This is a genomic window from Streptosporangium sp. OZ121, from assembly GCF_051918885.1.
Lineage (GTDB): Bacteria > Actinomycetota > Actinomycetes > Streptosporangiales > Streptosporangiaceae > Streptosporangium.
Genome location: NZ_JBPXMC010000011.1, coordinates 145,337 through 167,719, shown reverse-complemented (window position 1 = coordinate 167,719; position 22,383 = coordinate 145,337). Strand labels below are relative to the sequence as shown.

Sequence of the window (22,383 nt, the reverse complement as noted above, 5' to 3'; positions counted from 1 at the left end):
TACGGGGAGGTGAGTGCGTCGAGCGTCGTTCTGTTGCCGTATGCACCGTCCAGCGTCGCTGTCGCACGCCAGCGCCTCTGCTCTGACCTGCAGGAACGGGGTGTGTACGAGACCGCTATCGACGACGCGGTGCTCGTGGTCAGCGAACTGCTGAGCAACGCGCTGCGTCACGCCCACCCGTTGCCGTCAGGACAGATCAGAGTGTCATGGCGCTGGACCGAAGAGCATGTCGAGGTCGCTGTGAGTGACGGTGGCGCGGCCACCGAACCGCGGGCGGGACGCCCGACGCTCTCCTCCCTGGGAGGGCGAGGCCTAGGAATCGTCGAGTATCTGGCCTCCAATTGGGGTGTCAGACACGAGGGGGACATCACCACGGTATGGGCGGTGGTCACGGCGGTCGACACGGTAGGTAACGGCCACGTTTCCCCTCCCGAACCCGCTCTCAGGGAATGCGGATAACCGTTTTTCCGGGTTCCGTCCCGCTTCAAATGTCGTGAAGCGGGACGGGACCAGGTACCTCTCCGGTGGGGCGACGTCGTTATCAGGTGTGAAGGTTTTCCCGCGAGATGACGCCCTTACCAGGTGTGAAGGTTTTTCCGCGAGATGACGCCCTTACCAGGCGTGAAAGTTTTCCCGCGGAATGGCGTCCTTACCAGGTGTGAAGGCTTTCCGGCGCCGACTACCCCTCCCGCCGATCGGCGGGACGCGCTTCTTCCCCGGTCCCCGGTCCCCGGTCCCCGGTCCCCGGTCCCCGGTGCCCGGTATCCGGATTCCCGAGTGCCGCCCCGCCCTCAGCCCCCGGCGAGCGCCGGGCGGTGCAGCACCGCCTTCTCCCCGGCCGTCCAGGCCGTCGTGACGAGGAGATAGACCCCCGCCGCGAGCGGCAGCACCGCGGCGACCAGGACGGTCCCGTACGGCAGCAGGGGCAGTATCCGGCGCAGCGCCGCGGGCCGCACGTCCTCGCTCATCGTGCGCCGCATCCGGCGGGACGTGATCCACGCCACGGCGACGAGCAGCAGGAAGAGCCCGGCGAAGACCAGGGTCGGGCCGCTGATCAGCCCGAATCCGGCCACCGTGCCCGCGAACTGCTGACCGAGCGGCACCCCGAAGAGCCCGTGGGTCAGGAGCGCGTTGGCCTGCCCGGCGATCGTCGAGGAGATGAACACCTGGTACGTCACCATCAGGAACGGCATCTGCGCCACGGACGGCAGGCACCCGGCCAGCGGCGAGGTCTTCTCCCTGGCGTAGAGGGCGGCCAGTTCCCGCTGGAGCCGCTCGGGGTTGCGGCCGTGGCGCTTCTTGAGCCTCTGAAGCTCCGGGGCGAGGCGTACCCTGGCCCGCTCGCCCCTGGCCTGCATGACACTGAGCGGGAGCAGCAGCAGCCGGACGAGGACGGTGAACACGACGATCGCCGGAGCGGTGGAGCCCAGCGGCTCGGCGAGCGCGGCGATGAGGCCGGCGGTGAACGCGATGACGGGGTCGAACATGAAAGGGCCCTTCTGAGCGGAGTGGAGACGGCACAGAAGGCGCCCGCGAACCGCGGGGTCTTTCCCGGACGCGTACGCGCGGCGCACGGCGGCCGGGTGCCTCCGGGGCACGTTGATCACGTGTGTACACGGTGATCACGCGCGTGCGGGGCATGCCGGTCACGTGCGCGCGGGGCACGCGAGGATCGCGAGAGGTCGCGGAGGATTACGCGGGCGCCGGGCCCGCGGAGGGTGCTCTGGGCCGGGATCTCCCGGCCGCGTCGGGGTCGCGCTGCCGGACGAACATCGTCCGTCTGGCCCGGTCGCGCCGGGACATCGGCGACCGTGACTCCGTACCCGAGGTGACGGGCGCCGGGCGCAGAGCCCAGGCGAGCAGGAGCACGCCCAGCCCGACCACGGCGGCGGCCGTCAGGACACCGCCGCCGTCGAACATCCAGACCGCCAGGGTCTGGACGGCGAGTAGCAGGTTCACTTCTTGAACTTCGCCACCGCGGTGACCAGCGCGACGACCACGAAGGCCACCACCGCCAGGAGGAGCGCGAACTTCAGCAGCCCGAAGAGGGCGGGCAGCACGAACCCGAACACCACGTAGAGCGCGAGCAGGACGCCCAGAACCCCCAGCACGATACGACTCATGCGATCCACCGTACGCCGGGAGGGGCGCCGGCGGGCGCCTCGATCGTAACGATGGTCATAACGATCGAGTGCTTACGGACCGGTGACACGGCTTAGGGATCGTCCCCTCGCGGGCCTACCGTGGGGACCATGAGTGCGCGGATTCTGGTGGTCGACGACGATTCGATGGTGGCCGAGGTCGTGGCCCGCTACCTGGAACGCGACGGTCACGTGGTCGAGTGCGTCGGAGACGGCGCCGAGGCGCTCAGACGCGCGCTGGCCAGTCCACCCGACCTGATGGTGCTCGACCTGATGCTCCCCAAGATGGACGGCCTCCAGGTCTGCAAGAAGCTCAGGGAGCGGTGGCCGGTTCCGGTGATCATGTTGACCGCGCTCGGTGACGAGCTGGACAGGGTCGTCGGCCTGGAGACCGGCGCCGACGACTACGTCACGAAGCCCTTCAGCCCCCGGGAGCTGGCGCTGCGCGTGCAGTCCGTCCTGCGGCGGGCGCGCGGGTCCTCCCTGCCGGCCGGTACCGGCGTGCTCAGGGACGGCGAGCTGGCTGTCGACGTCGGTGCCCACGAGGTGCGGCTCCGCGGTGACGAGATCATGCTGACCGCCCGCGAGTTCGACCTCCTCGCCCACCTGATGCGCAACCCCCGCCAGGCCTTCAGCCGCTCCGCCCTGCTCGACCAGGTCTGGGGCTGGTCCTTCGGCGACTCGTCCACGGTGACCGTCCACGTCCGCCGCCTCCGCGAGAAGATCGAGCCCGACCCGACCGACCCCCGGCGCATCGTCACCGTGTGGGGCGTCGGCTACCGCTACGAACCGCTGGTGGAGCCGTGATCCCGGAGATCCTGCTGATCGTCGCGGTCACCGCCGGGCTCGGCCTGCTGATCGCGCTGGCCGGGCTGGGCACGATGCGGCTGCTGCGCGAGCGGTCGATCGGCGTGATGCTCGCGGTGGTCGTCGTGGTGACCGTCATGGCGACGGTCGGCGGCATGACGGCCCTCACCCTGAAAATGATCATCGAGGGGGCGTTGAGGGACATCGTGCTCAGCGTCGTCGCCGTGAGCGGCCTGGTCGGGCTGGGCGTCGCGACCGTGCTCTCGCGCCGGGTCGTGGCGGCCAGCCGCAGGCTCGTCGACGCCGTGCACGCCGTACCGGCCTCGGGGGAGTTCACGCCTCCCGAGGGGCTGCCCGCCGAGCTCGGCACGATCGCCGGAAGCCTGGACCAGGCCTACCGGCGGCTGCGCCTCGGCCACGAGCGCGAGCGCGCCCTGGAGAGCGCCCGCCGCGAGCTCGTCGCCTGGGTCAGCCACGACCTGCGCACCCCGCTGGCGGGCATGCGGGCCATGGCCGAGGCCCTGGAGGACGGGGTGGTCGCCGACCCGGAGACCGTCGGCCGCTACCACCGGCAGATCCGCCTGGAGGTGGACCGGCTGTCCGCCATGGTCGACGACCTGTTCGAGCTGTCCAGGATCCACGCGGGGACGCTGCGCCTGTCGCGCGACCGGATCGGCCTCGGCGACCTGGTCGCCGACGCGCTGGCCGGGGTGGAGGAGCTGGCCAGGGGCAAGAGGGTGCGACTGGCCGGCGAGGTCGGCCCGGTGGTCCCCGTCCAGGCCGACGCGGCCCAGCTCTCCCGGGCGCTGCGCAACCTGGTGGTCAACGCGATCAGGCACACTCCGGGCGACGGCACGGTCGTGGTCCGCGCCTCGGTCGAGGACGACACCGCCTGCCTGTCCGTCGCCGACGGCTGCGGCGGCATCCCGGCCGACGACCTGCCCCGCGTCTTCGACGTCGCCTTCCGCGGCGAGACGGCCCGTACCCCCAGCGCCGACGGCGCCGGGGCGGGTCTCGGCCTGGCGATCGCGCGCGGCATCGTCGAGGCTCACGAGGGGGCGATCGGCGTCGTCAACTCCGGCCCCGGCTGCCGCTTCGAGATCCGCCTGCCGCTCTCCGCCTGAGCGGCCCGGCCGGTCCTGTCCTGTCCGGTCCGGACGTACGCAGGCGAACGCGGGGCGGGTGGGCGGTGGGCGGTCAGCTCGCGGCGGTGCCGTTGGAACCGGTGTTGCCGGCGGCGGTGCCGTTGGCGGTCGGTGCGGGCGTGACGTGGCTCGTGGTGCCCTGCGGGCCCTCGGGCCTCACGGAGACCATGAGGGTCATCTGCGCGCACTCGCCGCCCTCGGTGTCGGGTTCGACGTGCTGGCAGGAGGTCAGCCTCCTGGTGGTGCCGAGAGACTCCACCATCGCCCGGAACGTCGGGCACGGCCAGCGCCACATGCAGCTGCGGCAGCGCAGGATCGGATGCGCGGCGTCGCTGGTGATGCCGCCCGCGTCGCGCGGCTGGTGCAGGTCGAGCAGCCTGACGCCGAGCGTGGCGAAGTCGAGGAGCTCTTCGCGCGCTCCCTCGAGGAAGTCGAGGTCCTCGGTCGACAGGCGGGTTCTGATCGGGACGTATCCTTCGTGGTTCACCAGGCTTCGCAGTGAGCTCGCCGCGTCGCGCCACGAGGTGGCCTTGTCGGTGCGAGTGATCATGGATTCCAGGTGCTCCCGAAGCCGCTGTCGCTGGAGATCCTCAGGTAGGTCGGTGTTCATGGGTGCGTTCGAGCCCGTTTCTTGTAACTCAACGGCCGCCACTGACGTAGCGCAGCGACGATCGGGAGGCGCCGGGTCTCCTCCCCTTTCCGGCCAAGCCGGTGTTGCTTAGTGTCAAGCTTCGCGCACTCAGGGTTTCCATGAGGCGGAAACGGGGGACAAAGGGCGGACGACTCGGGTTGTTCAAGAGAACGTGACCAGCGGCTCTCGCGCCGCTAGTGTGCCCGCTGTGGAGCTAAAAGTCTCAACTCGATCTCATGCCGGGCACACCGTCGTGACCATCGTTGGCGAAATCGACCTATACACCGCGCCTCGCCTGCAGGCCGAGTTCACTCGGTTGCTTGGGCAGAGCCAGACCATGCTTGTCGTCCTCGACATGTCCGCCGTGGAGTTCTGTGACTCCACCGGCATGAACGTGCTGCTCTCCGCGCTCAAGCGACTGCGCGAGCGGGGTGGCACGCTGGAGGTGGCGGCGCCCCGGCCGGCCGTACGCAAGATCTTGCAGGTCACCGGCCTCGACTCCGTCTTCGTCGTGCACGAGACGCTGCCGGAGAAGCTGCTGACCTCCGACTCCCAAGGATGACGTCCTCCCCACGGCTGATGCCCGGGGTCTCCACACTGGAGGTGTTCGATGACCGGCACGGCGGCGATCATTCCCGCCAAGGATGAGGGCGACAGGATCGGGGCCACCGTGGCCGCGGTCCTGGCGCTGCCCGGCGTCGATCTCGTCGTGGTCGTCGACGACGGCTCCGTCGACCAGACGGGGCGGGTGGCCAAGGCCGCCGGGGCCCGGGTCGTGCGGCACAGCCACAACCGGGGGAAGGCCGCCGCCATGGAGAGCGGCGCCCACGCCGTACGCCTGCTCGACGGCGAGGAGCCCCGGCACCTGCTGTTCCTCGACGCCGACCTGGGCGAGACCGCCCGTACGGCCGTGCCGCTGATCGAGCCGGTCGCGGCGGGCGAGGCCGACATGACGATCGCCGTCTTCGTCACCCGCGTGAAGCTCGGCGGTCACGGGTTCGTCGTGAGGCTCGCGCGCGAGGGCGTCGAGCGCGCCACCGGCTGGACGCCCGCCCAGCCGCTCAACGGGCAGCGTTGCCTGACCCGGGCGGCCTTCGAAGCCGCCCGGCCGCTGGCGCGCGGTTTCGGCGTGGAGACAGGTCTCACGATCGACCTGCTCAGGAAGGGCTTTCGCGTGCGCGAGGTCCCGGTCGAGATGGCACACCGGGCCACCGGCACCGACTGGAAGGCCCAGATCCACCGGGCCAGGCAGTTCCGCGACGTCGCCCGCGCCCTCCTGGCACGCCGCTGACCCCGACCGGCTGGTCCGGACCGCCGGCCGGGCCCCGCGGCACCACCCGGTTCACCAGTGTCACACCGGTCACCGCACCGGGCACCGTGCCGGGTGTGCTGGAATTTGCGGGTGACTCGGGATGCGTCGGTCGTCGACGAGAGGCGGAGCCCCGCCGGCGATACGCCGCGCGGGCTCGACGTGGCCGCGTTCGGAGCCGTGGGGCTCTCGGTGGCGACCACGGTCCTGATCGGGCTGCTGGGCCCCTCGGCGATGGTCCCGAGGTTGCCAGGGCCCTCCTGGCAGCCTCCGTACTCGCTGGAGGCCCACCCCGGCGCCCATCTGGCCATCGCCCTGGGCGCCGTCGCGATCGTGCTGGGCGGGCTCGGCCTCGCCGCCGCGCTCAGGTCCCGGTGGCGGCCCGACCCGCGCCGGCTGCTCTACGCCGGTTGCGCGGTGGCGGGCCTGCTCGCCTTCCTGCCGCCCTCCGGCTCGGCCGACCACCTCAACTACGCCGCGTACGGCCGCCTGGTCACGCTCGGCCAGGACCCGTACGCGATCACCCCCGCCACCCTCCCCGGTGACCCGGTCACCGGCGCGGTGGAGGAGTGGGCCGGTGTGACCAGCGTCTACGGCCCGGTCGCCACCGCGGTGCAGGCGCTGGCGAGTTTCGTGGGCGGCGACTCGGTCAGGCTGACGGTCTTCGCGATGGCCGTCGTCAACGCGGCGGCGTTCATCGGCACGGCGCTGCTGCTGCACCGTTTCGCCAGGGGTAACGCCGACCTCCAGCGGCGGGCGGCGCTGCTGTGGACGGTCAACCCGCTGATGATCTACCACCTGGCCGCCGGGATGCACGTCGACACCCTCGCCATCGCCTGCATGGTCGCCGCGCTCACGGTTCGCGGCGCCGCCTCGGGGCTGCTGCTCGGGGTGGGCATCGGGGTCAAGCTCAACGCCGGGCTCGTCGCCCTCGGGCCGGCGTGGGAGCTGCGCCGCTCGCCGGGCAGGCTCGCCGTGGTGGCGGGGACCGCGACGGCCACCGTGGTGGCGGTCTACGCCGTCGCGGGGCCGCACGTGCTCGACCAGGTGAGCGCCGCCAGCAGGAAGGTCTCTCTCGCCACGCCCTGGCAGCTCGTCAAGGTGGGGCTGCAGTCGCTCTTCGGGCCGGGCGCGTACTCGGCCTGGATCCAGATCGGATCCCTGCTCCTGATGGCCTGCCTGGCCTGGCTGGTACTGCGGGCGTCAGGGGTGCTGCGGGCGTCAGGGGTGCCGGGGGCGCAACCCGCCGGCACCGCGCCCGCCGTCGCCGCCGCGATGGTGGTCGCCTGGCTGTTCGCCGCGCCGTACGCGCTGCCCTGGTACGACGGGCTGGCCTTCGCGCTGCTGGCCCTGGCGTCCTGGCCCGCGCTGGAGGCGTTCATGGTGGCCAGGGTCGTCGTGCTGTCGCTGGGCTACCTCCCGGCCAGGGAGGCGCTGCGGCCCGACGACCTGCTCTGGACGAAGACGCTGCTCAGGGAGACGGTGGTGCCGTGGACGCTGCTGGCACTGACGGTCGCCCTGGCGTGGTGGGCGGCGAGAGCCGGACGGCGCGCACGCAGGCGGCCAGCGTCAGCGGCACCGCGACCGTGAGGGCCATGGCCGGGATCGCGATGCCCGAGTCGTTCATCAGGAACCCGATCAGCGCGCAGGCCAGCGCCCCGATCAGCCCGGCGCGCAGCGCGGGCGCGAGCGCGTAGGCCCGGCCCAGGGCCGACGCGCCCCACCGCGACGGGCGGTCGAGCACCAGGAACAGGAACGCCAGCGCGACCAGCGTGAGCAGCGACAGCGACCAGTTGCCGACCGTGACCCCGATCATCGCGCCGAACTTGCGGCCGACCACGGTCCAGGCCTCCCCGTCCAGCACCTGCTGCACGAAGGCGCCCAGGTGGGTGCGCTGTCCGGCGGGCCGCAGCCAGTCGGCCACCGCTATGGCGCCGATCAGCAGGCCGCCCGCGAGGCCGGCCAGGAACAGCCTGACCGGCGAGACCCGCCCGCCGGACAGCAGGATCAGGAAGACCGCGACCCCGACCAGGAAGGCCGGGACCCCGCCGAAGTCGGCACCCCACGCGGGCCAGCCGTCGGCGAACACCGCCAGCCCCCCGTACGCCGCGCACACCGTGAGCGCGAGCGAGCGCCGGCCGCGCGAGATCAGCCACTGGGCGATCCCGGCGAGGGCCAGGATCGTGCCGGCGGAGTAGACGGCGAAGGCGATGTTGCTGAAACCGTAGAAGCGTCCGCCGGTGACCGGCTCGTAGCCGGTGACCGCGTTCACCTGCAGCGTCGAGCCGTTCATCACGTCGGCCAGCAGCGCCACCGAGGTGACGGCGGCGACCACCGTCAGCGGGCCGAGCGGGTGCGCCCGCCACGGGCCGGCGAGCGCCACCCCGGCGACCGCGCAGGCGAGGCCGAGGATGGTCACGATCACCCAGAACATCGGTGCGGGCAGGCTCCACCAGGGGACCAGCTGCGCCAGGAAGGTGGAGACCGCGATCGCCCCGCTGACCACGGCGACGACCCGGACGGCCGTCAGGGCGCGGGAGCCGCCCCAGCCCCGGCGGATCGCGGCGGCGGCCAGCAGGTAGAACAGGATCTGGACCGCCACGAACACCGCGAAGAACGGTCCCCTCACCTCGCGCAGCACCTGGCTCGCCAGGTCGTCGTCGGCGAGCTTCCCGGCCGTCGCCGCGACCGGCTCCCCGCTCGGCACGTCGCCCAGCCAGGGGCGTCCCACGACCCCGTTGGGGATCTTCATGTTCAGCAGGCCGATCGCGGTGGCGGTCAGGTCGGTGTTCGTGACCAGGCCGTCCTGGCGGGTGGAGGTGGCGGTGAGGTAGCCGCGCGCGTACGTCCCCCCGTCGGGGGACGGGCCCCGGGCGATCGCCACGTGCAGGTGGGGCACCACCGAGGTGTCGGCCAGGCCCCCGACCAGGACCGTGGTCCCCGTCCCCGGCGACGGGGTCCCGCGTGACGGGGGCAGGCGGTCGAGGACCGCGCCCACCACGCGGTCGGCCCCGGCCACGGCCTCCCGCCTGGCCTGGCCGGTCATCCCGTCCGCGGTGCCGGCCGGGGTGCCGTCCGCAGGGTCGTCCGCGGTGCCGGCCGGGGTGCGACCGACGCCGGTCCAGGCCCTGGTGAGGTCGTCGGCCTCGACCACGATCAGGCCGTACGGGGACAGGTCGCCCAGTTGCTCAATGCTCGCCGCGTATTTCCCGATTTTTCCTGACTTGTTGGCGGCGGCGAGGGCGGCTCCCGGCCCGACGGCGGCCACCTTCAGGCCCGCGCCGGTCGCGAGCTCGCCCAACTGCCCGAGAACCGGCCGGTAGGAGGTGGTGGCGTTGAAAGCGGACAGCTCGGCCCAGCCGGGCACGCTCGCCCCGCCGCCGGGGGCCGGCTCCGGCGGGCGCGGGGGCTCGCAGCCCGCACCGGGCGCGCCCGCGCGCCGGCCGGCCGAGACCGTCAGCCAGCCCGCCACCGGGCAGGTGATCCCCCGATCGGGCGGCGGGACCGCCCGGGTGGACATGGACGCGGAACCGCCCTCGCCCACCAGCCTCCACAGGTTCGGGGTCCGCTCCCGGTCCAGGTCACTCCACTCCAGGCCCGGTATCCCGACGATCACCACCTTCTCGGGAAGCGCCCTCGCCGAGACGCCCGTCGTACCGGCACCGAAGGCGCCCGGAGCGCCCGGGGCGCCTGAGGTTCCAGAAGCGCCGGAGGCGGCGAAGGACTTCGAGGCGCCCGGGACGCCGAGGAGGACGCAGAGCACGGCCAGCAACACGGCCAGCAGCAGGGACGCGGCGGCCGGAGCGGTCCTGGCGACCCGGTGGAGCGGTGGTCGCGTCGCGGTCCCCCCGGTGGCCGGGCGCGCGGTCCCGTGGCCGCGGTGTGCCGAAGCCATCCGGTTCCCCCTGTCCGTATCCGCCGGGCGGCCGTTCTCCCGGCCCCACGGTAACCTGCCTGCTCGTGAGGACTGGCGAGGTGACCACGACCGGGCGGCGCCCCCCGACGTGGCTGTCATGGCTGTCGTGGCTGCCCGCGTTGCTGCTCGTCGCCGCCGCGGTGGCCCCGCTGGTGCTCCACTGGCTGGGCAACGTGGACGACCAGCGCCTGGTCGACCTCGATGTTTACCGTACCGGCGGAGCGGCGATCCTGGAGGGCCGGCCCGTTTACGGGTTCATCACTCCCGCGCCGCAGCTGCTGCCCTTCACCTACCCGCCGGTGGCGGCGCTGCTGGCCACGCCGCTGGCGGTGGTGTCCTGGACGGCGGCGCAGTGGGCGTGGACCGCGTTGATCTTCCTGACGCTGGCGGTCACCGTCCTGCTCTCCTTCCGCGCCGTGCTCGGAGGCACGAAGGCCGTTCCCGGTGCGGCCGTTCGCGGTGCGGCCGTCGCGGGGCCGGGCGCCGCCTCCGGTGTGCCCGCCGGAGACGCGGCGCGCACAACGGGGACGTCCGAGGGCGTACGCGCCCGGCTGGGCGGGCTCGCCGGGTTCGGCGAGGGCGGGGCGGGCCGCCTGTGGACGCCGCTGCTGTTCGCCGCCCTGATGATCGCGTGCACCTACCTGATGCCGATCAGGGACCAGGTCCGCTTCGGCCAGGTGGACATCCTGCTCGTCGCGCTCTGCCTGGCCGACTGCGTGGCCCGGCGCCCGGTGTGGCCGCGCGGCATGCTGATCGGCCTGGCCACCGCGGTCAAGCTCACCCCGGGCGTCTTCCTGATCTACCTTCTCATCGCCGGTTTCGGGCCCGGCGCGAGGCGGGAGCAGCGCGGCACCTTTTTCGTGGCCGCGCTCACCGCGGCGCTGCTGACCCTGCTGCCGTTCCTGGTGATCCCGGCGGACGCCGCCGACTTCTGGTTCCGCGCGCTGCTCGATCCCGAGCGGCTCGGTGCCAACGCCGCGACCACCAACCAGTCGATGCGCGGCATGCTCATCCGCCTCTACCTGCCCGACGTGCTGACGAGCCTGCTCTGGGTGGCGCTGGTCGCGGTGGTCGCCTGGTACGGCTTCCGCCACGCCCGCAGGGCCCTGCTCGACGGGCACCTCGTGGCGGGGGTCGCCCTGGTCGGGCTGATGGCCGTACTGCTGTCGCCGGTCGCCTGGATCCATCATCTGGCCTGGGTGGTCGTGGTGCTCGGCGCGCTGGCCGGTGACGGGCGCGACCCGGTCAGGCTCCGGGTGGCCGCGGGGGTCTGGCTCTACTACGTGCTGCCGATCCCCTGGTGGGGAGTGACGATCAAGGCCGCGGAGATCCCGGTGCTCAGCCCCGTGCTGGGCAAGATCGTGCAGAACGGGTTCGGTCTGGGCGCGCTGGCCCTGGTCTGGTTGCTGGGGGTATGGCTGCCCAGGCGGAGAGAGGCGTTCCGGGCGCTCTCCTGACGGTGTCCCGGACCGGTCCTCCTGCCCGCTCCCCTGACGCCCCCCGCACGCGGCCTTCGAGGGGATGATCGACAGGAGACGGCCTCTGACGTGGAACGACTTCGAGTGATCATGTCGGAATCGGCCGCGTCAGTAGGTAATCCTGCGCACATTTTCCGACAGTCGCCGGATAACCTGGGGGCATGTCGAAACTCGCTTACCTGGGACCGGAGGGGACCTTCACCGAGGAAGCCCTGCGCATCCTGGCGCCCGAGGCCGAGCGCCTGCCGAGCCCGAACGTCACCGCGGCCCTGGAGGCCGTCCGGCGAGGCGAGGCCGACGGAGCCGTCGTCCCGATGGAGAACTCGCTCGAAGGCGCCATCACCACGACCCTTGACGAGCTCGCCCGGGGTGAGTCGCTGCTCATCACCGCCGAGCTGCTGCTCCCCGTCGAGTTCTCGCTCCTGGCGCGTCCCGGCACCGAGATCGGCCACATCAAGAGGGTCTTCTCCCACCCGGCGGCCATCACCCAGTGCCGCAACTTCATCGCCCGCGAGCTGCCCGACGCCGTGGTGGTCGCCGCCCCGTCGACCGCCGCCGCCGCGCAGGAGGTCGCGCTTCCCGGCTCGCCGTACGACGCGGCCATCGCCGCGCGCATCGCCGGTGAGCACTACGGCCTGGTCGAGCTCGCGGCCGGGATCGGCGACCGCACCGACACCGTCACCCGGTTCGTCCAGGTGTCGCGTCCCGGCCCGCTGCCCGAGCCGACGGGTGCCGACCGCACCTCACTGGTCGTCTTCCTCGCCGACGACCACCCGGGCGCGCTGCAGGAGATGCTGACCGAGTTCTCCGTCCGCGGCGTCAACCTCTCCCGCATCGAGTCGCGGCCCACCGGCGACGGCATCGGCCGCTATTTCTTCCACTTCGAATTCGAGGGCCACGCCGCCGACGCCCGCGTCGGAGAGGCGATCTCGGGTCTGCACCGCATCTCCGCCAAGGTGCGCTTCCTGGGCAGCTACCCGCGCGCCGACGGTCTCTTCCCGCAGATCAAGCGCGGTACGAACGACGATGACTTCGCCGAGGCCGCCGGCTGGCTCGACAGGGTCCGCACCGGTCAGGTCTGATCGCCACCCGGCCGGAGAGCCGGCACCCGGTCCCGGGACGGTGCGGGCGTGCGCCCGCCGAAGGCGTCCCGGCGGGCGGGAAACGGATGCCGAGGCCGGCTCGCCACCGCCACCGCGGGGGGCGGGCCGGTCAATCCGGGCGCGGGCGCGAGCCGTACATCGGTAGCCTTGTGGCTGTGATTGACCTGCGTACCCTTCGTGAGGATCCCGACCGGCTACGGGCGTCGCAGCGTGCCCGCGGTGAGGACGACTCTGTCGTCGACACGCTGCTCGACCTCGACGAGCGGCGGCGCGGCGCGCTGAGCCGCTTCGAGACGCTCCGCGCCGAGCAGAAAACCGTCGGCAAGTCTGTCTCCCGTGCCTCGGGGGAGGAGAAGGCCACCCTGCTGGAGCGGGCGAAAGACCTCTCCTCGCAGGTCAAGTCCGCCGAGGCCGAGGCGGAGAGGCTCGGCGCCGAGCTCGACGAGCTGCTCTACACGGTGTCCAACCTCGTGGAGGAGGGGGCTCCCGCCGGCGGCGAGGACGACTACGTCGTGCTGGAGGAGATCGGCGAGAAACCGTCCTTCGACTTCGAGCCCAAGGACCATCTGGCGCTGGGCGAGCTGCTCGGCGCGATCGACATGGAGCGCGGCGCGAAGGTCTCGGGCTCGCGGTTCTTCTTCCTGAAGGGCGTCGGCGCGCGGTTGCAGCTCGGGCTGCTCAACATGGCCATGCAGCAGGCGATCGAGGCGGGCTTCATCCCGATGATCACGCCCGTGCTGGTCAAGCCGGAGTCGATGAAGGGCACCGGTTTCCTCGGCGCCCACGCCAGCGAGGTCTACCACCTGCCCGACGACGACCTGTTCCTGGTCGGCACGAGCGAGGTGCCGATGGCGGCCTACCACGGCGACGAGATCCTGGACGGCTCCGCGCTCCCGTACCGCTACGCGGGATGGTCCTCGTGCTTCCGCCGCGAGGCGGGCTCGTACGGCAAGGACACGCGTGGCATCATCCGGGTCCACCAGTTCGACAAGGTCGAGATGTTCTCCTATGTGCGCCCCGAGGAGGCACACGCCGAGCACCTGCGCCTGCTCGACTGGGAGAAGGAGATGCTGGCCAAGGTCGAGCTGCCCTACCGGGTGATCGACACCGCGGCCGGAGACCTGGGGTCCTCGGCCGCGCGGAAGTTCGACTGCGAGGCGTGGGTGCCCAGCCAGGGCCGTTACCGCGAGCTCACCTCGACCTCCAACTGCACCGACTTCCAGGCCCGCCGCCTCGGCGTCCGCTTCCGCGACTCCGGCGGCAAGCCCCAGCACGTGGCCACCCTGAACGGCACGCTGGCCACCACCCGCTGGATCGTGGCGATCCTGGAGAACCACCAGCAGGCCGACGGCTCCGTCGTGCTCCCCAAGGCCCTGCGCCCGTACGTCGGTCTCGACGTGCTCGAACCCGTCAAGTAGGTCCGCGCCGCTCGCGGCGAGGCACGCGAGCTCGTAGTGAGGGCCCCGCCGCGCGGCGGGGCCCTCACCGCGTTCACGCCGGACGCTCCTCCGCCTCCGCCGATTCCCCCGCTCGCGCCGCGCCCGCCCAGTCGACCAGGACGGATCCTCCGAGTTCCGCTCACTCGGCGAGGTAGCGCTGGATCGTGGGGCCGAGCCAGTCGACGATCTCCTCCCGGGACATGGCCACCACGGGCGGCAGCCGCAGGACGTAGCGGCACAGGGCCATGCCGAGGACCTGGGTGGCGGTGAGCCCGGCCCGTAGCGCGGCCTGGGCGGGGTCGGCGCTGAGGCGGGCGACGAGAGGGCCGAGCTGGGCGGCGAAGATCTCGCGCATGCGCTCGGCGGCGCCCTCGTTGGTGACCCCGGTACGGAGCAGGATCATCATGCCCTCGTCGTCCTCCCAGCGGTCGAGGAAGTGGGCGACGAGCGTCCTGCCCACCTCCTCCCGGGGAACCGCCGACAGGTCCGGAAGCCTCAGGTCGACGTCGGCCGCGGCGGCGAAGAGCCTGTCCTTGTTGCCGTAGTAGCGCATGACCATGGACGGGTCGATGCCCGCGTCCGAGGCTATGGCCCGGATGGTGGCCCGCTCGTAACCGTCCGCCGCGAAGCGCTCGCGTGCCGCGGTCAGGATCGCGGCCTTGGTGTCCTCCGAGGTTCTTCGCATGCCAACAACTGTAGGCCAACGACTGTTGACATCGCCAGGACGGAGATGCACAGTTATGCCAACGAGCGTTGACCAACAAGCGTTGGCATTCTCAAGGAGGACGAAATGCTCCCCACGCTTCCCACGACCACGGACGTTCTCGTCGTCGGCGCGGGCCCGACCGGCCTCACCGCCGCCGTCCACCTCGCCGGGCAGGGATTCGACGTGACCGTCGTCGACGACCAGGCGGCCGGAGACAACACCTCGCGAGCCGCCGTCGTGCACGCCAGGACGCTGGAGGTCCTCGAGGACCTCGGAGTCTCCGCGCGTCTGGCGGCCCTGGGCATCCACGCCCGGCGGTTCACCATCAGGGACCGCGACAGGATCCTGGTGCCCGTCGGCTTCGACCGGCTACCGACCCGCTACCCGTACACGCTGATGGTCTCCCAGGCGGTGACCGAGCGGGTGCTGCTGGAGCGCCTCGCCGAACTGGGCGGACGTGTCGCCAGGCCGTACACCCTGGAAAGCCTCACCCAGGACGACGAGGGGGTGACCGCGCGCCTCTCCGGGGGCGCGGTCGTCACCGCGAAGTACCTCGTCGGCGCCGACGGCATGCACAGCACGGTCCGCGAGCAGGTGGGAGTCGCTTTCGAGGGTGGGCGGTACGCGGAGTCGTTCAGCCTGGCCGACGTGCGCCTCACCGGCGGCGTGCCCCGCGACGAGGTCGTCCTCTACTTCTCGCCCGCCGGGCTGGTCGTGGTCGCGCCGCTGCCCGACGGCACCCACAGGATCGTCTCCACCGTGGACGAGGCACCCCCCACCCCCGACGTGGCCTTCGTCCAGGGACTGCTGGACGCCCGGGGCCCCCGGAAGGAGCGTGCCGTGGTCGGCGAGGTCGTCTGGGGATCGCGCTTTCGCATCCACCATCGCGTGGCCCGTACGTTCCGCGCCGGGCGGGTCCTGCTCGCCGGTGACGCCGCGCACGTCCACAGTCCCGCGGGAGGGCAGGGGATGAACACCGGAATCCAGGACGCCGTCGCCCTGGCCGAAGCCCTCACGATCGCTCTCAAGGGCGCGGATGAGGCACTGGACCGCTATGCCGCCGCCCGTCGCCCCATCGCCCTCCAGGTCGTCACCTTCGCCGGGCGGCTCTCCGGGCTGGCCAACATGAACAGGCACCTGCGACCGCTCAGGAACCTGATCCTGCGACTCCTGGCGCTCAGCCCGGCCTTCCGCCGGCGACTCGCCTGGCGGCTCTCGGGTCTGGTCTACCGGTGAAAGGTAGAAGGCGGGGTTCGCTAGAAGCGAACCCCGCCTTCCGGTTCAACCAAGAGGTCTATGCGTCAGACGGCGCGGACCTGCGAGGCCTGCGGGCCCTTCTGGCCCTGGGTGATCTCGAACTCGACCCGCTGGCCGTCTTCGAGGCTACGGTAGCCGTTGCCCTGGATCTCGGAGAAGTGCACGAACACGTCCGGTGCACCGCCGTCCGGTGCGATGAAGCCGAAGCCCTTTTCAGCGTTGAACCACTTGACGGTTCCCTGAGCCATTAAAGCTCTCCCTCAGGATTTGAAACTTTGGGATTCACACCTCATGAACCCCATGTGTCGTACAGCGGGCCCCGGGGTGGCTCAGTCAAACTGGTTTTCACAACGGGATTCAGCTAATACAACGCCATCACATCTAACACTATCCGGCGCAGCCGTGTTCCCGCCATGAGGAAGATTCCTCGGACCGGATCCCTGGGGCCGACACGCCGACCATCACAGTGCACACTGGGACGTGTTATGCAAAGCCCCAGGCTGGTCGCCACCGACCTCGACGGCACCGCTCTGCGCTCGGACGGCACCGTCTCCCCCCGTACGGCCGCCGCTTTTGCGCTTGTGGAGAACGCCGGGGCCACGCTGGTCTTCGTGACCGGCAGGCCACCTCGCTGGATGCACATGGTCGCGGGAGCCGTGCGCCATCGAGGGCTGGCCATATGCGCCAACGGAGCCCTCGTCTACGACCTGCACAGTGAGCAGATCGTCAAATCCCACCTCATCCACCCGGACGTGCTTGAAGAGGTGGTGAGGCGTCTCCGCGAAAAGGTTCCCGACCTCGCGTTCTCTGTGGAATACGAGGGTGGATTCGCCCACGAATCGGACTTCCGTCTCGGAGGATGGGACAGCAAGGCGGTCGGCGGACGCCGCGTCGGAACGGACACGCTCACCTCACGGCCCTGCGCCAAACTTCTGGCACTACATCCAAGAATGGACCCCGACATCCTCCACGCGGCGGTTTACGGGCTGGTCGGCGACCTGGTCACCCCCACCCATTCCAGCGGCCGGGCACTGATCGAGATGAGCGCGCACGGCGTGACGAAGGCATCGGCGCTGTCCCACCTGGCCATGACGCTCGGCATCGTGGCCGAAGAGGTGGTCGCCTTCGGCGACATGCCCAACGACCTTCCGATGCTCCGGTGGGCCGGCGTCTCGTACGCCGTCGCCAACGCCCACCCGGAGGTGCTGGCCGCGGTCGATCACGTGACCGCGGCCAACAACGACGACGGGGTCGCCGGGGTTCTTGAGGAGCTCTACAGATCGTGACGGACTCCGCGAGCCCTCGGAAAGCCCGGTGAAAGTTTCGCGATCGGGGAGCCGGCGGCGTCCGCCGGACTCTCCGCCCGGCTCGTGAGCCTTCACCACGCCCCTCGGCGGGCCGGTGGGTGTGTCGTGCGGGGGTCTTACAGCGCGGGGGCCTTACAGATCGTGCGGGGGCCTCACAGGTAGGGACCCGCGTTGCCGCCAGGGGGGCCCTCCTGCTGCTGGAGGGACATGCCGCCGGGCAGAGCCCTGCGCATGTTCTCCAGCTGGGCGCGAGCCGCCATCTGCTGGGCGAACAACGTGGTCTGTATGCCGTGGAACAGTCCTTCGAGCCAGCCGACCAGCTGCGCGTGGGCGACCCGGAGCTCCGCCTCGCTGGGCGGGGTGCCGTTGACGTCCTCGGTGAAAGGCAGCGAGAGCCGTTCCAGCTCCTCGACCAGTTCCGGTGCCAGACCGTCTTCGAGCTCCTTGATGGAACTCTCGTGGATCTCCTTGAGCCGCTTGCGGCTGGCCTCGTCCAGCGGGGCCGCCCGGACCTCCTCGAGGAGCTGGCGGATCATGCTGCCGATGCGCATCACCTTGGCGGGCTGCTCGACGAGGTCGGCGATCGACCGGCTCTCACCCTCCTCCTCGCCCTGGGAGCCCTGGGGACCCACGACCACGATGTGCGGAGTGCTCTCCTCAGCGTTCATAGCCTCAACTTACTAGCAGGATTTTCCCGATGTGTTCTCCGGACTCCAGGATGCGGTGGGCCTCGGCCGCGTCGCTCATCGGCACCCGGGCGTGCACCACGGGCCGGATGGCCCCGGCGTCGAGCAGGGGCCAGACGTTGTCCACGACCCCGCGCACGATCGCCCCCTTCTCGTCGACGGGCCGGGAACGCAGCGTGGTGCCGTACACCGAGGCCCGCTTCGCGAGCAGGGCTCCCAGGTTCAGCTCGCCCTTCGCGCCACCCTGCAGGCCGATCACGACCAGCCGGCCGCCCGTCTTGAGAACCCTGATGTTCCCCGGAAGGTATTTGCCGCCCATGATGTCGAGGACCACGTCGGCCTTGACCTTCTCCGAGAAGTCCTCCCGCCGGTAGTCGATCCCCTCGTCGGCGCCCAGCTCCAGGCAGCGGTCGATCTTCTCGGGGGACCCGGCGGTGACGACCACGCGCGAGCCGAACGCCTTCGCCAGCTGTACGGCCATCGTGCCGATCCCGCTCGCGCCGCCGTGCACGAGGAGGGTCTCGCCCTTCCGCAGGCGCGCCGTCATGAAGACGTTGGACCAGACCGTGCAGGCCACCTCGGGCAGCCCGGCGGCCTCGACCAGGTCGACGCCCTCCGGCACCCGCATGACCTGCTGCCAGGGAACGGCGACCTTCTCCGCGTAACCGCCGCCGCTGAGCAGCGCGCACACCCGGTCACCCGGCGCGAACCCCTCGACGTCCGGAGCCACCGCCTCGACCACGCCGGAGCACTCCATGCCCGGGTACGGCGAGGCGCCGGGGGGCGGGTCGTAGAGCCCCTGACGCTGCAGCGCGTCGGCCCTGTTGACCGCGGAGGCGGCCACGTCGATGATGACTTCGCCGCGTTCGGGCAGCGGATCGGGAACCTCCCGCCACGTCAGCACTTCCGGTCCACCTGGTTTATCGATCACGATGGCGCGCATGTGAGCAAAGGTATCCGCTGAGCCCCAACTTGGTGGTTGCTCGCGTTGACAGGAACACAGGGCGTTAACCTGCTATGTGTTTGCTGCCCTTTTATGCCCATCCCGAGGGGGAACACGGTGGCAAGACACGATCGTGAGGAATCTCTCGAGGAACAGCTCGCATGGCTCGACGCCATCAAGGAGCAGGAGGAGGAGGCGCCCGCCCTGGCGGTGAAGGCCGGCGCGGTGGACGACGCCGTCGTCTCGCCGTACCCGAAGGACCCCTGGAGTCTGGTCCCGACCGAGCCGGACACGACGTCCTCGCCACTGTTCCGCGCGGCCGTCGACTCGGCTCACCCGGCCGCCGACCCGCCGGTGGAGGACGCCGACGCGGCCGAGTGGATGGAGGCCTCCGACACGGTGAGTTCCTTCACCGTGCCCGCTCCGGTATCCGGCAAGCAGGACAACGACGGCTTCCTCGCGCCGCTCAAGCCGCTGCCGCGCCAGGAGGAGGGCGACACCGGCGACCACGGCGTCGCCGACTTCACCGAGCCGCACCTTCGCACCCCGTTCGCGGCGCCCGCCCAGGAGCCGTCCCGCGGGCTGTTCGAGCAACCCCGGCGCCAGGCGGAGCCGGCCGAACCCTTCACCGCCTCCGCCTCCGCTCCCGCCTCCGTCTCGGCCGAGCCCTCCGACCTGGAGCCGCTCAAGCCTTCGTCCTCGGACACCGAGCGGTTCACCTTCGGCAGCACGGAGTTCGGCGGCACCGACTCCGACCACTTCTCCTTCGGGAGCGGCGGCACGCGCTCCACCTCGGGCGGCAAGGACTTCTCCTCCACCGGCTCCTCGACCGGCTCATCCACCGGCTCCTCGACCGGCGGAGACTTCTCCGCCGGAACCGCCGGAACCGCCGGAACCGCCGGAACCGCCGGAACCGCCGGAACCGCCGAGGCCGACCGGTCGGCGTCCGGCACGACCGGATCCGGTGGGTCCGAGACCGGCACGTCCGGTGCGTCCGACGGTGGCGACCGGTTCTCGTCAGGTGCCGCGGAGGCCGACCGCTTCCCCGCCGCCGGTGCCGAGCACGACCGCGACCGTACGATCTTCGAACCCTTCGAGTCCTTCGAGTCCACGGTGACGTCGGTGGTGAAGGAGCCGCCCAGGCAGGCGCCCGAGCGCTTCGAACCCGACTCGGATCGCTTCGAGCCCGTTCCGGCGCCCGTCCCCGCGTCCGGTTCCGAGCCCAAGCCGGAGCCCGCCGACTCGTTCCGGGCTCCCGAGTCCTTCGGCACCGACAGGCCGGAACCGGCCGCGGCGCCGGAGCGTCCCGCTACCTCGGGCGCGTTCGGCCCGGAGTCCTCCCCGGGCTCCTTCGGTACGGACACCGCCTCCGGCTCCCGTGGCTCCTTCGGCACGGAGCGTTCCAGCTCGGCTCCGTCTCCTTCCGGTTCTTCCGGGTTTGCCGCGTTCTCCGGCCCCACGGCCTTCGCGCCGGGACGGGACGCGCCCCCCGCCCCCGAGCGGGACTCGTCCCAGGAGCGCGTGGAACGGGAGAGCCCCTTCGCGCCGGGACGGGACGCGGCCGAACCGGTGCGGGAGCCGTACCAGGCACGCCGCCGCCAGACGACCCCGGCACCCGCCTTCGGCGCACCGGCCAGGCACCAACCTCCGGGCACGGCTCCCCGGCAGTCCGCCGACAGCCTGGATCCGGAGTCGCTGCTGAGGGGCCGTCGCAACGCGCCCGCCGGGGGCTGGCGGAAGCTGGTCTACAAGGCGTCGGCCGGGCTGATCAAGCCCGGCGAGTCCCCGGAGGTCCGTCGCCGCAGGGAGCTGGTCGGCCGCGCACGCACTCCGGTGGCCACCGGCCACCACCGCGTCGCCGTACTCAGCCTCAAGGGAGGTGTCGGCAAGACCACGACCACGGTCGGCCTCGGTGCCACGCTGGCCCAGGTACGCGGCGACCGGGTCATCGCGGTCGACGCCAACCCCGACCGGGGCACCCTGTCGGACAAGGTCGAGCTCGAAACCTCCGCGACCGTCCGCGACCTGCTCAACGAGCGGCAGCAGATCAAGAGGTACGTCGACATCCGGGCCTTCACCTCCCAGGCCCCGTCGCGCCTGGAGATCCTCGCCTCCGACCGTGACCCGTCGGTGTCCGAGGCCTTCAGCGCGGCCGACTACCAATCGGTCTCCCAGGTGCTGGAGAACTTCTACTCGATCTGCATCACCGACTGCGGCACCGGCCTGCTCCACTCGGCCATGTCCGGCGTGCTCGGCCTGGCCGACCAGCTCGTCCTGGTCAGCTCCCCCTCCGTGGACGGCGCCCGCGCCGCCTCGGCGACCCTCGACTGGCTGGAGGCCCACCACTACGAGGAGCTCGTCCGCTCCGCGACCGTGGTGCTGTGCAGCGTCCGTCCGCGCTCGAAGTCGACCGTCGACCTCGACCGCCTGGAAGCCCACTTCGCGGCCCGCTGCCGCGCCGTCATCCGCGTCCCCTACGACCCGCACCTCGAGGAGGGCGCGGAGATCGACCTGGAAAGGCTCCAGCCCGGCACCCGCGAGTCCTACCTCCGCCTGGCCGCCTCGGTCGGCGACGGTTTCGCGGGTCCCCAGCCCTGACCCACACCGGGCGGACGCCTCGTCCCCGAATCGGAGACGAGGCGTCCGCCGGGTCCGGGCACGCCCGGGTCAATGAGAGACTAGGGTGCAATCTGACACGTTCTCCGGACGTGTCACCAGGAGAGCTCGCCTAGTGGACGATGGCGGCGGTCTTGAAAACCGCTAGGCCGGGTGACCGGTCTCGTGGGTTCGAATCCCACGCTCTCCGCCGAGCATCACGAACGGCGTCTGACCAGGCACTCGGCCTCGGTGAGGCGCCGTTGATCGTTTCCGGGGTATGCAGCCGTATGCCGCTCTGAGCGGCCCTGAGTCGGTGTTCGCGGAATATGCGCGGAATGATGTTGGTCGCATCCGCGCAGGTCGCGTCGGAAGAAGCGCTACGAGACGTCTTCGAGGAGCGACGGTGGAGATAGTGGACTGGAGTCGGATACCCGGCCCGCGTTGGTACCGTCCCGAGGATGCTCAAGCCGCAGTGGAGGCGTTGGCACTCTCTGTCTCCGTTGGACGAGCCGTCCGCGCGCTGGCCGATCTGCGGTCCGCGGTCAGCAACGATCACGCCGGCACTCTCTACCCGGCCGCCGTCCCGGCTACAGGCGTGTTCCTGCGGGTCATCGGCGACCGGCCAGGCCCGCCCCGGCAGGAGGCTCTCAACACGCTGCTGGACTGGTGGGGCTGCTTTCAGCCCGAGCCGGGTTTCGAAACCTACGAAGATCCCTCGTCCGGATCCGTCGCTCTGATCGAAGGCATCACGAGTCGCGTTCGTAGCGCTACAGATGTGCTCCACCGCGTCATGGATGATCCATCCGAAGGGGGAGGCCACCGGCCCGGCGCCAGGCTTCTGTTGGCCAAGCTCGATATGGTTTGGACCACCGCCGGCGCTTGACTCAAGCGAATGAGGCTGTCTTGGAATTACTGGG

General features: G+C 71.2%; 22 protein-coding genes and 1 tRNA gene. 14 read left to right on the top strand and 9 right to left on the bottom strand.

Annotation, left to right across the window (positions count from 1 at the left end; genetic code table 11):
* The first annotated feature begins 9 nt into the window (after window positions 1–9).
* The gene (locus ACTOQ1_RS21450) at window positions 10–459 is read left to right on the top strand and encodes an ATP-binding protein (RefSeq protein ID WP_440069642.1); all 450 of its coding nucleotides are present in this window, start codon (window positions 10–12) and stop codon (window positions 457–459) included.
* A 332-nt stretch (window positions 460–791) separates the two neighbouring features.
* On the opposite strand, the gene ACTOQ1_RS21445 is transcribed toward ACTOQ1_RS21450, so the two are convergent.
* The 3 genes from ACTOQ1_RS21445 to ACTOQ1_RS21435 form a co-directional block, all read right to left on the bottom strand.
* Window positions 792–1,487 carry a YidC/Oxa1 family membrane protein insertase gene (locus tag ACTOQ1_RS21445; RefSeq protein WP_440069640.1) on the bottom strand — a complete coding sequence of 232 codons (696 nt, stop codon included), beginning with the start codon at window positions 1,485–1,487 and terminating at the stop codon, window positions 792–794.
* A 205-nt stretch (window positions 1,488–1,692) separates the two neighbouring features.
* Window positions 1,693–1,959 carry a DUF6412 domain-containing protein gene (locus ACTOQ1_RS21440; protein ID WP_440069638.1) on the bottom strand — a complete coding sequence of 89 codons (267 nt, stop codon included), beginning with the start codon at window positions 1,957–1,959 and terminating at the stop codon, window positions 1,693–1,695.
* Window positions 1,956–2,123, bottom strand: a complete 168-nt coding sequence (locus ACTOQ1_RS21435) for a hypothetical protein (RefSeq protein WP_440069636.1) — start codon at window positions 2,121–2,123, stop codon at window positions 1,956–1,958. Before ACTOQ1_RS21435 ends, ACTOQ1_RS21440 begins: the two co-directional genes overlap by 4 nt.
* A 129-nt stretch (window positions 2,124–2,252) precedes the next feature.
* Between ACTOQ1_RS21435 and ACTOQ1_RS21430 the strand changes: the two genes are divergently transcribed.
* Both ACTOQ1_RS21430 and ACTOQ1_RS21425 read left to right on the top strand, forming a co-directional pair.
* A complete protein-coding gene (locus ACTOQ1_RS21430) occupies window positions 2,253–2,948 on the top strand; it encodes a response regulator transcription factor (protein ID WP_440069634.1) in 696 nt (231 codons plus the stop codon).
* The gene (locus ACTOQ1_RS21425) at window positions 2,945–4,072 is read left to right on the top strand and encodes a sensor histidine kinase (protein ID WP_440069632.1); all 1,128 of its coding nucleotides are present in this window, start codon (window positions 2,945–2,947) and stop codon (window positions 4,070–4,072) included. Before ACTOQ1_RS21430 ends, ACTOQ1_RS21425 begins: the two co-directional genes overlap by 4 nt.
* A 73-nt stretch (window positions 4,073–4,145) precedes the next feature.
* On the opposite strand, the gene ACTOQ1_RS21420 is transcribed toward ACTOQ1_RS21425, so the two are convergent.
* Window positions 4,146–4,643, bottom strand: a complete 498-nt coding sequence (locus tag ACTOQ1_RS21420) for a hypothetical protein (RefSeq protein WP_440069630.1) — start codon at window positions 4,641–4,643, stop codon at window positions 4,146–4,148.
* A 289-nt stretch (window positions 4,644–4,932) separates the two neighbouring features.
* Between ACTOQ1_RS21420 and ACTOQ1_RS21415 the strand changes: the two genes are divergently transcribed.
* The 3 genes from ACTOQ1_RS21415 (at window position 4,933) to mptB (ending at window position 7,623) form a co-directional block, all read left to right on the top strand.
* Window positions 4,933–5,286 (top strand): STAS domain-containing protein, encoded by a 354-nt coding sequence (locus ACTOQ1_RS21415; RefSeq protein WP_329088376.1) that lies wholly within the window; start codon window positions 4,933–4,935, stop codon window positions 5,284–5,286.
* 48 nt (window positions 5,287–5,334) lie between these two features.
* Window positions 5,335–6,015, top strand: coding sequence for a glycosyltransferase family 2 protein (locus ACTOQ1_RS21410; RefSeq protein ID WP_440069628.1), 681 nt, complete (start codon window positions 5,335–5,337; stop codon window positions 6,013–6,015).
* A 111-nt stretch (window positions 6,016–6,126) separates the two neighbouring features.
* Window positions 6,127–7,623, top strand: a complete 1,497-nt coding sequence (mptB, locus tag ACTOQ1_RS21405; RefSeq protein ID WP_440069626.1) for a polyprenol phosphomannose-dependent alpha 1,6 mannosyltransferase MptB — start codon at window positions 6,127–6,129, stop codon at window positions 7,621–7,623.
* On the opposite strand, the gene ACTOQ1_RS21400 is transcribed toward mptB, so the two are convergent.
* Window positions 7,505–9,928 (bottom strand): hypothetical protein, encoded by a 2,424-nt coding sequence (locus ACTOQ1_RS21400; protein WP_440069624.1) that lies wholly within the window; start codon window positions 9,926–9,928, stop codon window positions 7,505–7,507. The two genes, mptB and ACTOQ1_RS21400, sit on opposite strands and share 119 nt — an antisense overlap.
* Before the next feature lie 65 nt (window positions 9,929–9,993).
* Between ACTOQ1_RS21400 and ACTOQ1_RS21395 the strand changes: the two genes are divergently transcribed.
* From ACTOQ1_RS21395 to serS, 3 genes are all read left to right on the top strand, one after another.
* Window positions 9,994–11,406 (top strand): glycosyltransferase 87 family protein, encoded by a 1,413-nt coding sequence (locus ACTOQ1_RS21395; protein ID WP_440069622.1) that lies wholly within the window; start codon window positions 9,994–9,996, stop codon window positions 11,404–11,406.
* 182 nt (window positions 11,407–11,588) lie between these two features.
* Window positions 11,589–12,509: a prephenate dehydratase gene (gene pheA, locus ACTOQ1_RS21390; RefSeq protein ID WP_440069620.1), complete on the top strand. Its 921-nt coding sequence runs from the start codon at window positions 11,589–11,591 to the stop codon at window positions 12,507–12,509.
* Between the two features lie 176 nt (window positions 12,510–12,685).
* A complete protein-coding gene (serS, locus tag ACTOQ1_RS21385) occupies window positions 12,686–13,948 on the top strand; it encodes a serine--tRNA ligase (protein WP_440069618.1) in 1,263 nt (420 codons plus the stop codon).
* A gap of 160 nt (window positions 13,949–14,108) precedes the next feature.
* On the opposite strand, the gene ACTOQ1_RS21380 is transcribed toward serS, so the two are convergent.
* The gene (locus ACTOQ1_RS21380) at window positions 14,109–14,654 is read right to left on the bottom strand and encodes a TetR/AcrR family transcriptional regulator (RefSeq protein ID WP_440069616.1); all 546 of its coding nucleotides are present in this window, start codon (window positions 14,652–14,654) and stop codon (window positions 14,109–14,111) included.
* A gap of 105 nt (window positions 14,655–14,759) precedes the next feature.
* On the opposite strand from ACTOQ1_RS21380, the gene ACTOQ1_RS21375 reads away from it, so the two are divergent.
* The gene (locus tag ACTOQ1_RS21375; protein ID WP_440069615.1) at window positions 14,760–15,911 is read left to right on the top strand and encodes an FAD-dependent oxidoreductase; all 1,152 of its coding nucleotides are present in this window, start codon (window positions 14,760–14,762) and stop codon (window positions 15,909–15,911) included.
* A 65-nt stretch (window positions 15,912–15,976) separates the two neighbouring features.
* Here the strand turns inward: ACTOQ1_RS21375 and ACTOQ1_RS21370 are convergent, their stop codons facing one another.
* Window positions 15,977–16,180 (bottom strand): cold-shock protein, encoded by a 204-nt coding sequence (locus tag ACTOQ1_RS21370; protein ID WP_012886943.1) that lies wholly within the window; start codon window positions 16,178–16,180, stop codon window positions 15,977–15,979.
* A gap of 237 nt (window positions 16,181–16,417) precedes the next feature.
* On the opposite strand from ACTOQ1_RS21370, the gene ACTOQ1_RS21365 reads away from it, so the two are divergent.
* Complete coding sequence (locus ACTOQ1_RS21365; RefSeq protein ID WP_440069612.1) at window positions 16,418–17,218, top strand: HAD family hydrolase; 801 nt, start codon at window positions 16,418–16,420, stop codon at window positions 17,216–17,218.
* A gap of 173 nt (window positions 17,219–17,391) precedes the next feature.
* Here the strand turns inward: ACTOQ1_RS21365 and ACTOQ1_RS21360 are convergent, their stop codons facing one another.
* Window positions 17,392–17,907, bottom strand: a complete 516-nt coding sequence (locus ACTOQ1_RS21360; RefSeq protein WP_440069610.1) for a bacterial proteasome activator family protein — start codon at window positions 17,905–17,907, stop codon at window positions 17,392–17,394.
* A gap of 4 nt (window positions 17,908–17,911) precedes the next feature.
* The gene (locus ACTOQ1_RS21355) at window positions 17,912–18,868 is read right to left on the bottom strand and encodes an NAD(P)H-quinone oxidoreductase (protein WP_440069608.1); all 957 of its coding nucleotides are present in this window, start codon (window positions 18,866–18,868) and stop codon (window positions 17,912–17,914) included.
* Window positions 18,869–18,985: 117 nt separating this feature from the next.
* Here ACTOQ1_RS21355 and ACTOQ1_RS21350 point away from each other — a divergent pair, with 117 nt between their 5' ends.
* The 3 genes from ACTOQ1_RS21350 to ACTOQ1_RS21340 all read left to right on the top strand — a co-directional run bounded on the left by ACTOQ1_RS21350 (window position 18,986) and on the right by ACTOQ1_RS21340 (window position 22,349).
* Window positions 18,986–21,466, top strand: coding sequence for a nucleotide-binding protein (locus ACTOQ1_RS21350; RefSeq protein ID WP_440069607.1), 2,481 nt, complete (start codon window positions 18,986–18,988; stop codon window positions 21,464–21,466).
* Between the two features lie 119 nt (window positions 21,467–21,585).
* A tRNA-Ser gene (locus ACTOQ1_RS21345) sits at window positions 21,586–21,674 on the top strand.
* Window positions 21,675–21,869: 195 nt separating this feature from the next.
* Window positions 21,870–22,349, top strand: a complete 480-nt coding sequence (locus ACTOQ1_RS21340) for a hypothetical protein (RefSeq protein ID WP_440069605.1) — start codon at window positions 21,870–21,872, stop codon at window positions 22,347–22,349.
* The last annotated feature ends 34 nt before the right edge of the window (window positions 22,350–22,383 follow it).

Bases quoted from the DNA above. Each gene is read 5' to 3' on its own strand.
- ACTOQ1_RS21355 (WP_440069608.1), bottom strand. From the start codon at position 18,868: ATGCGCGCCATCGTGATCGATAAACCAGGTGGACCGGAAGTGCTGACG.
- ACTOQ1_RS21435 (WP_440069636.1), bottom strand. From the start codon at position 2,123: ATGAGTCGTATCGTGCTGGGGGTTCTGGGCGTCCTGCTCGCGCTCTAC.
- ACTOQ1_RS21365 (WP_440069612.1), top strand. From the start codon at position 16,418: ATGCAAAGCCCCAGGCTGGTCGCCACCGACCTCGACGGCACCGCTCTG.
- ACTOQ1_RS21360 (WP_440069610.1), bottom strand. From the start codon at position 17,907: ATGAACGCTGAGGAGAGCACTCCGCACATCGTGGTCGTGGGTCCCCAG.
- ACTOQ1_RS21410 (WP_440069628.1), top strand. From the start codon at position 5,335: ATGACCGGCACGGCGGCGATCATTCCCGCCAAGGATGAGGGCGACAGG.
- ACTOQ1_RS21370 (WP_012886943.1), bottom strand. From the start codon at position 16,180: ATGGCTCAGGGAACCGTCAAGTGGTTCAACGCTGAAAAGGGCTTCGGC.
- ACTOQ1_RS21420 (WP_440069630.1), bottom strand. From the start codon at position 4,643: ATGATCACTCGCACCGACAAGGCCACCTCGTGGCGCGACGCGGCGAGC.
- ACTOQ1_RS21430 (WP_440069634.1), top strand. From the start codon at position 2,253: ATGAGTGCGCGGATTCTGGTGGTCGACGACGATTCGATGGTGGCCGAG.
- ACTOQ1_RS21445 (WP_440069640.1), bottom strand. From the start codon at position 1,487: ATGTTCGACCCCGTCATCGCGTTCACCGCCGGCCTCATCGCCGCGCTC.
- pheA (WP_440069620.1), top strand. From the start codon at position 11,589: ATGTCGAAACTCGCTTACCTGGGACCGGAGGGGACCTTCACCGAGGAA.
- ACTOQ1_RS21400 (WP_440069624.1), bottom strand. From the start codon at position 9,928: ATGGCTTCGGCACACCGCGGCCACGGGACCGCGCGCCCGGCCACCGGG.
- ACTOQ1_RS21375 (WP_440069615.1), top strand. From the start codon at position 14,760: ATGCTCCCCACGCTTCCCACGACCACGGACGTTCTCGTCGTCGGCGCG.
- ACTOQ1_RS21380 (WP_440069616.1), bottom strand. From the start codon at position 14,654: ATGCGAAGAACCTCGGAGGACACCAAGGCCGCGATCCTGACCGCGGCA.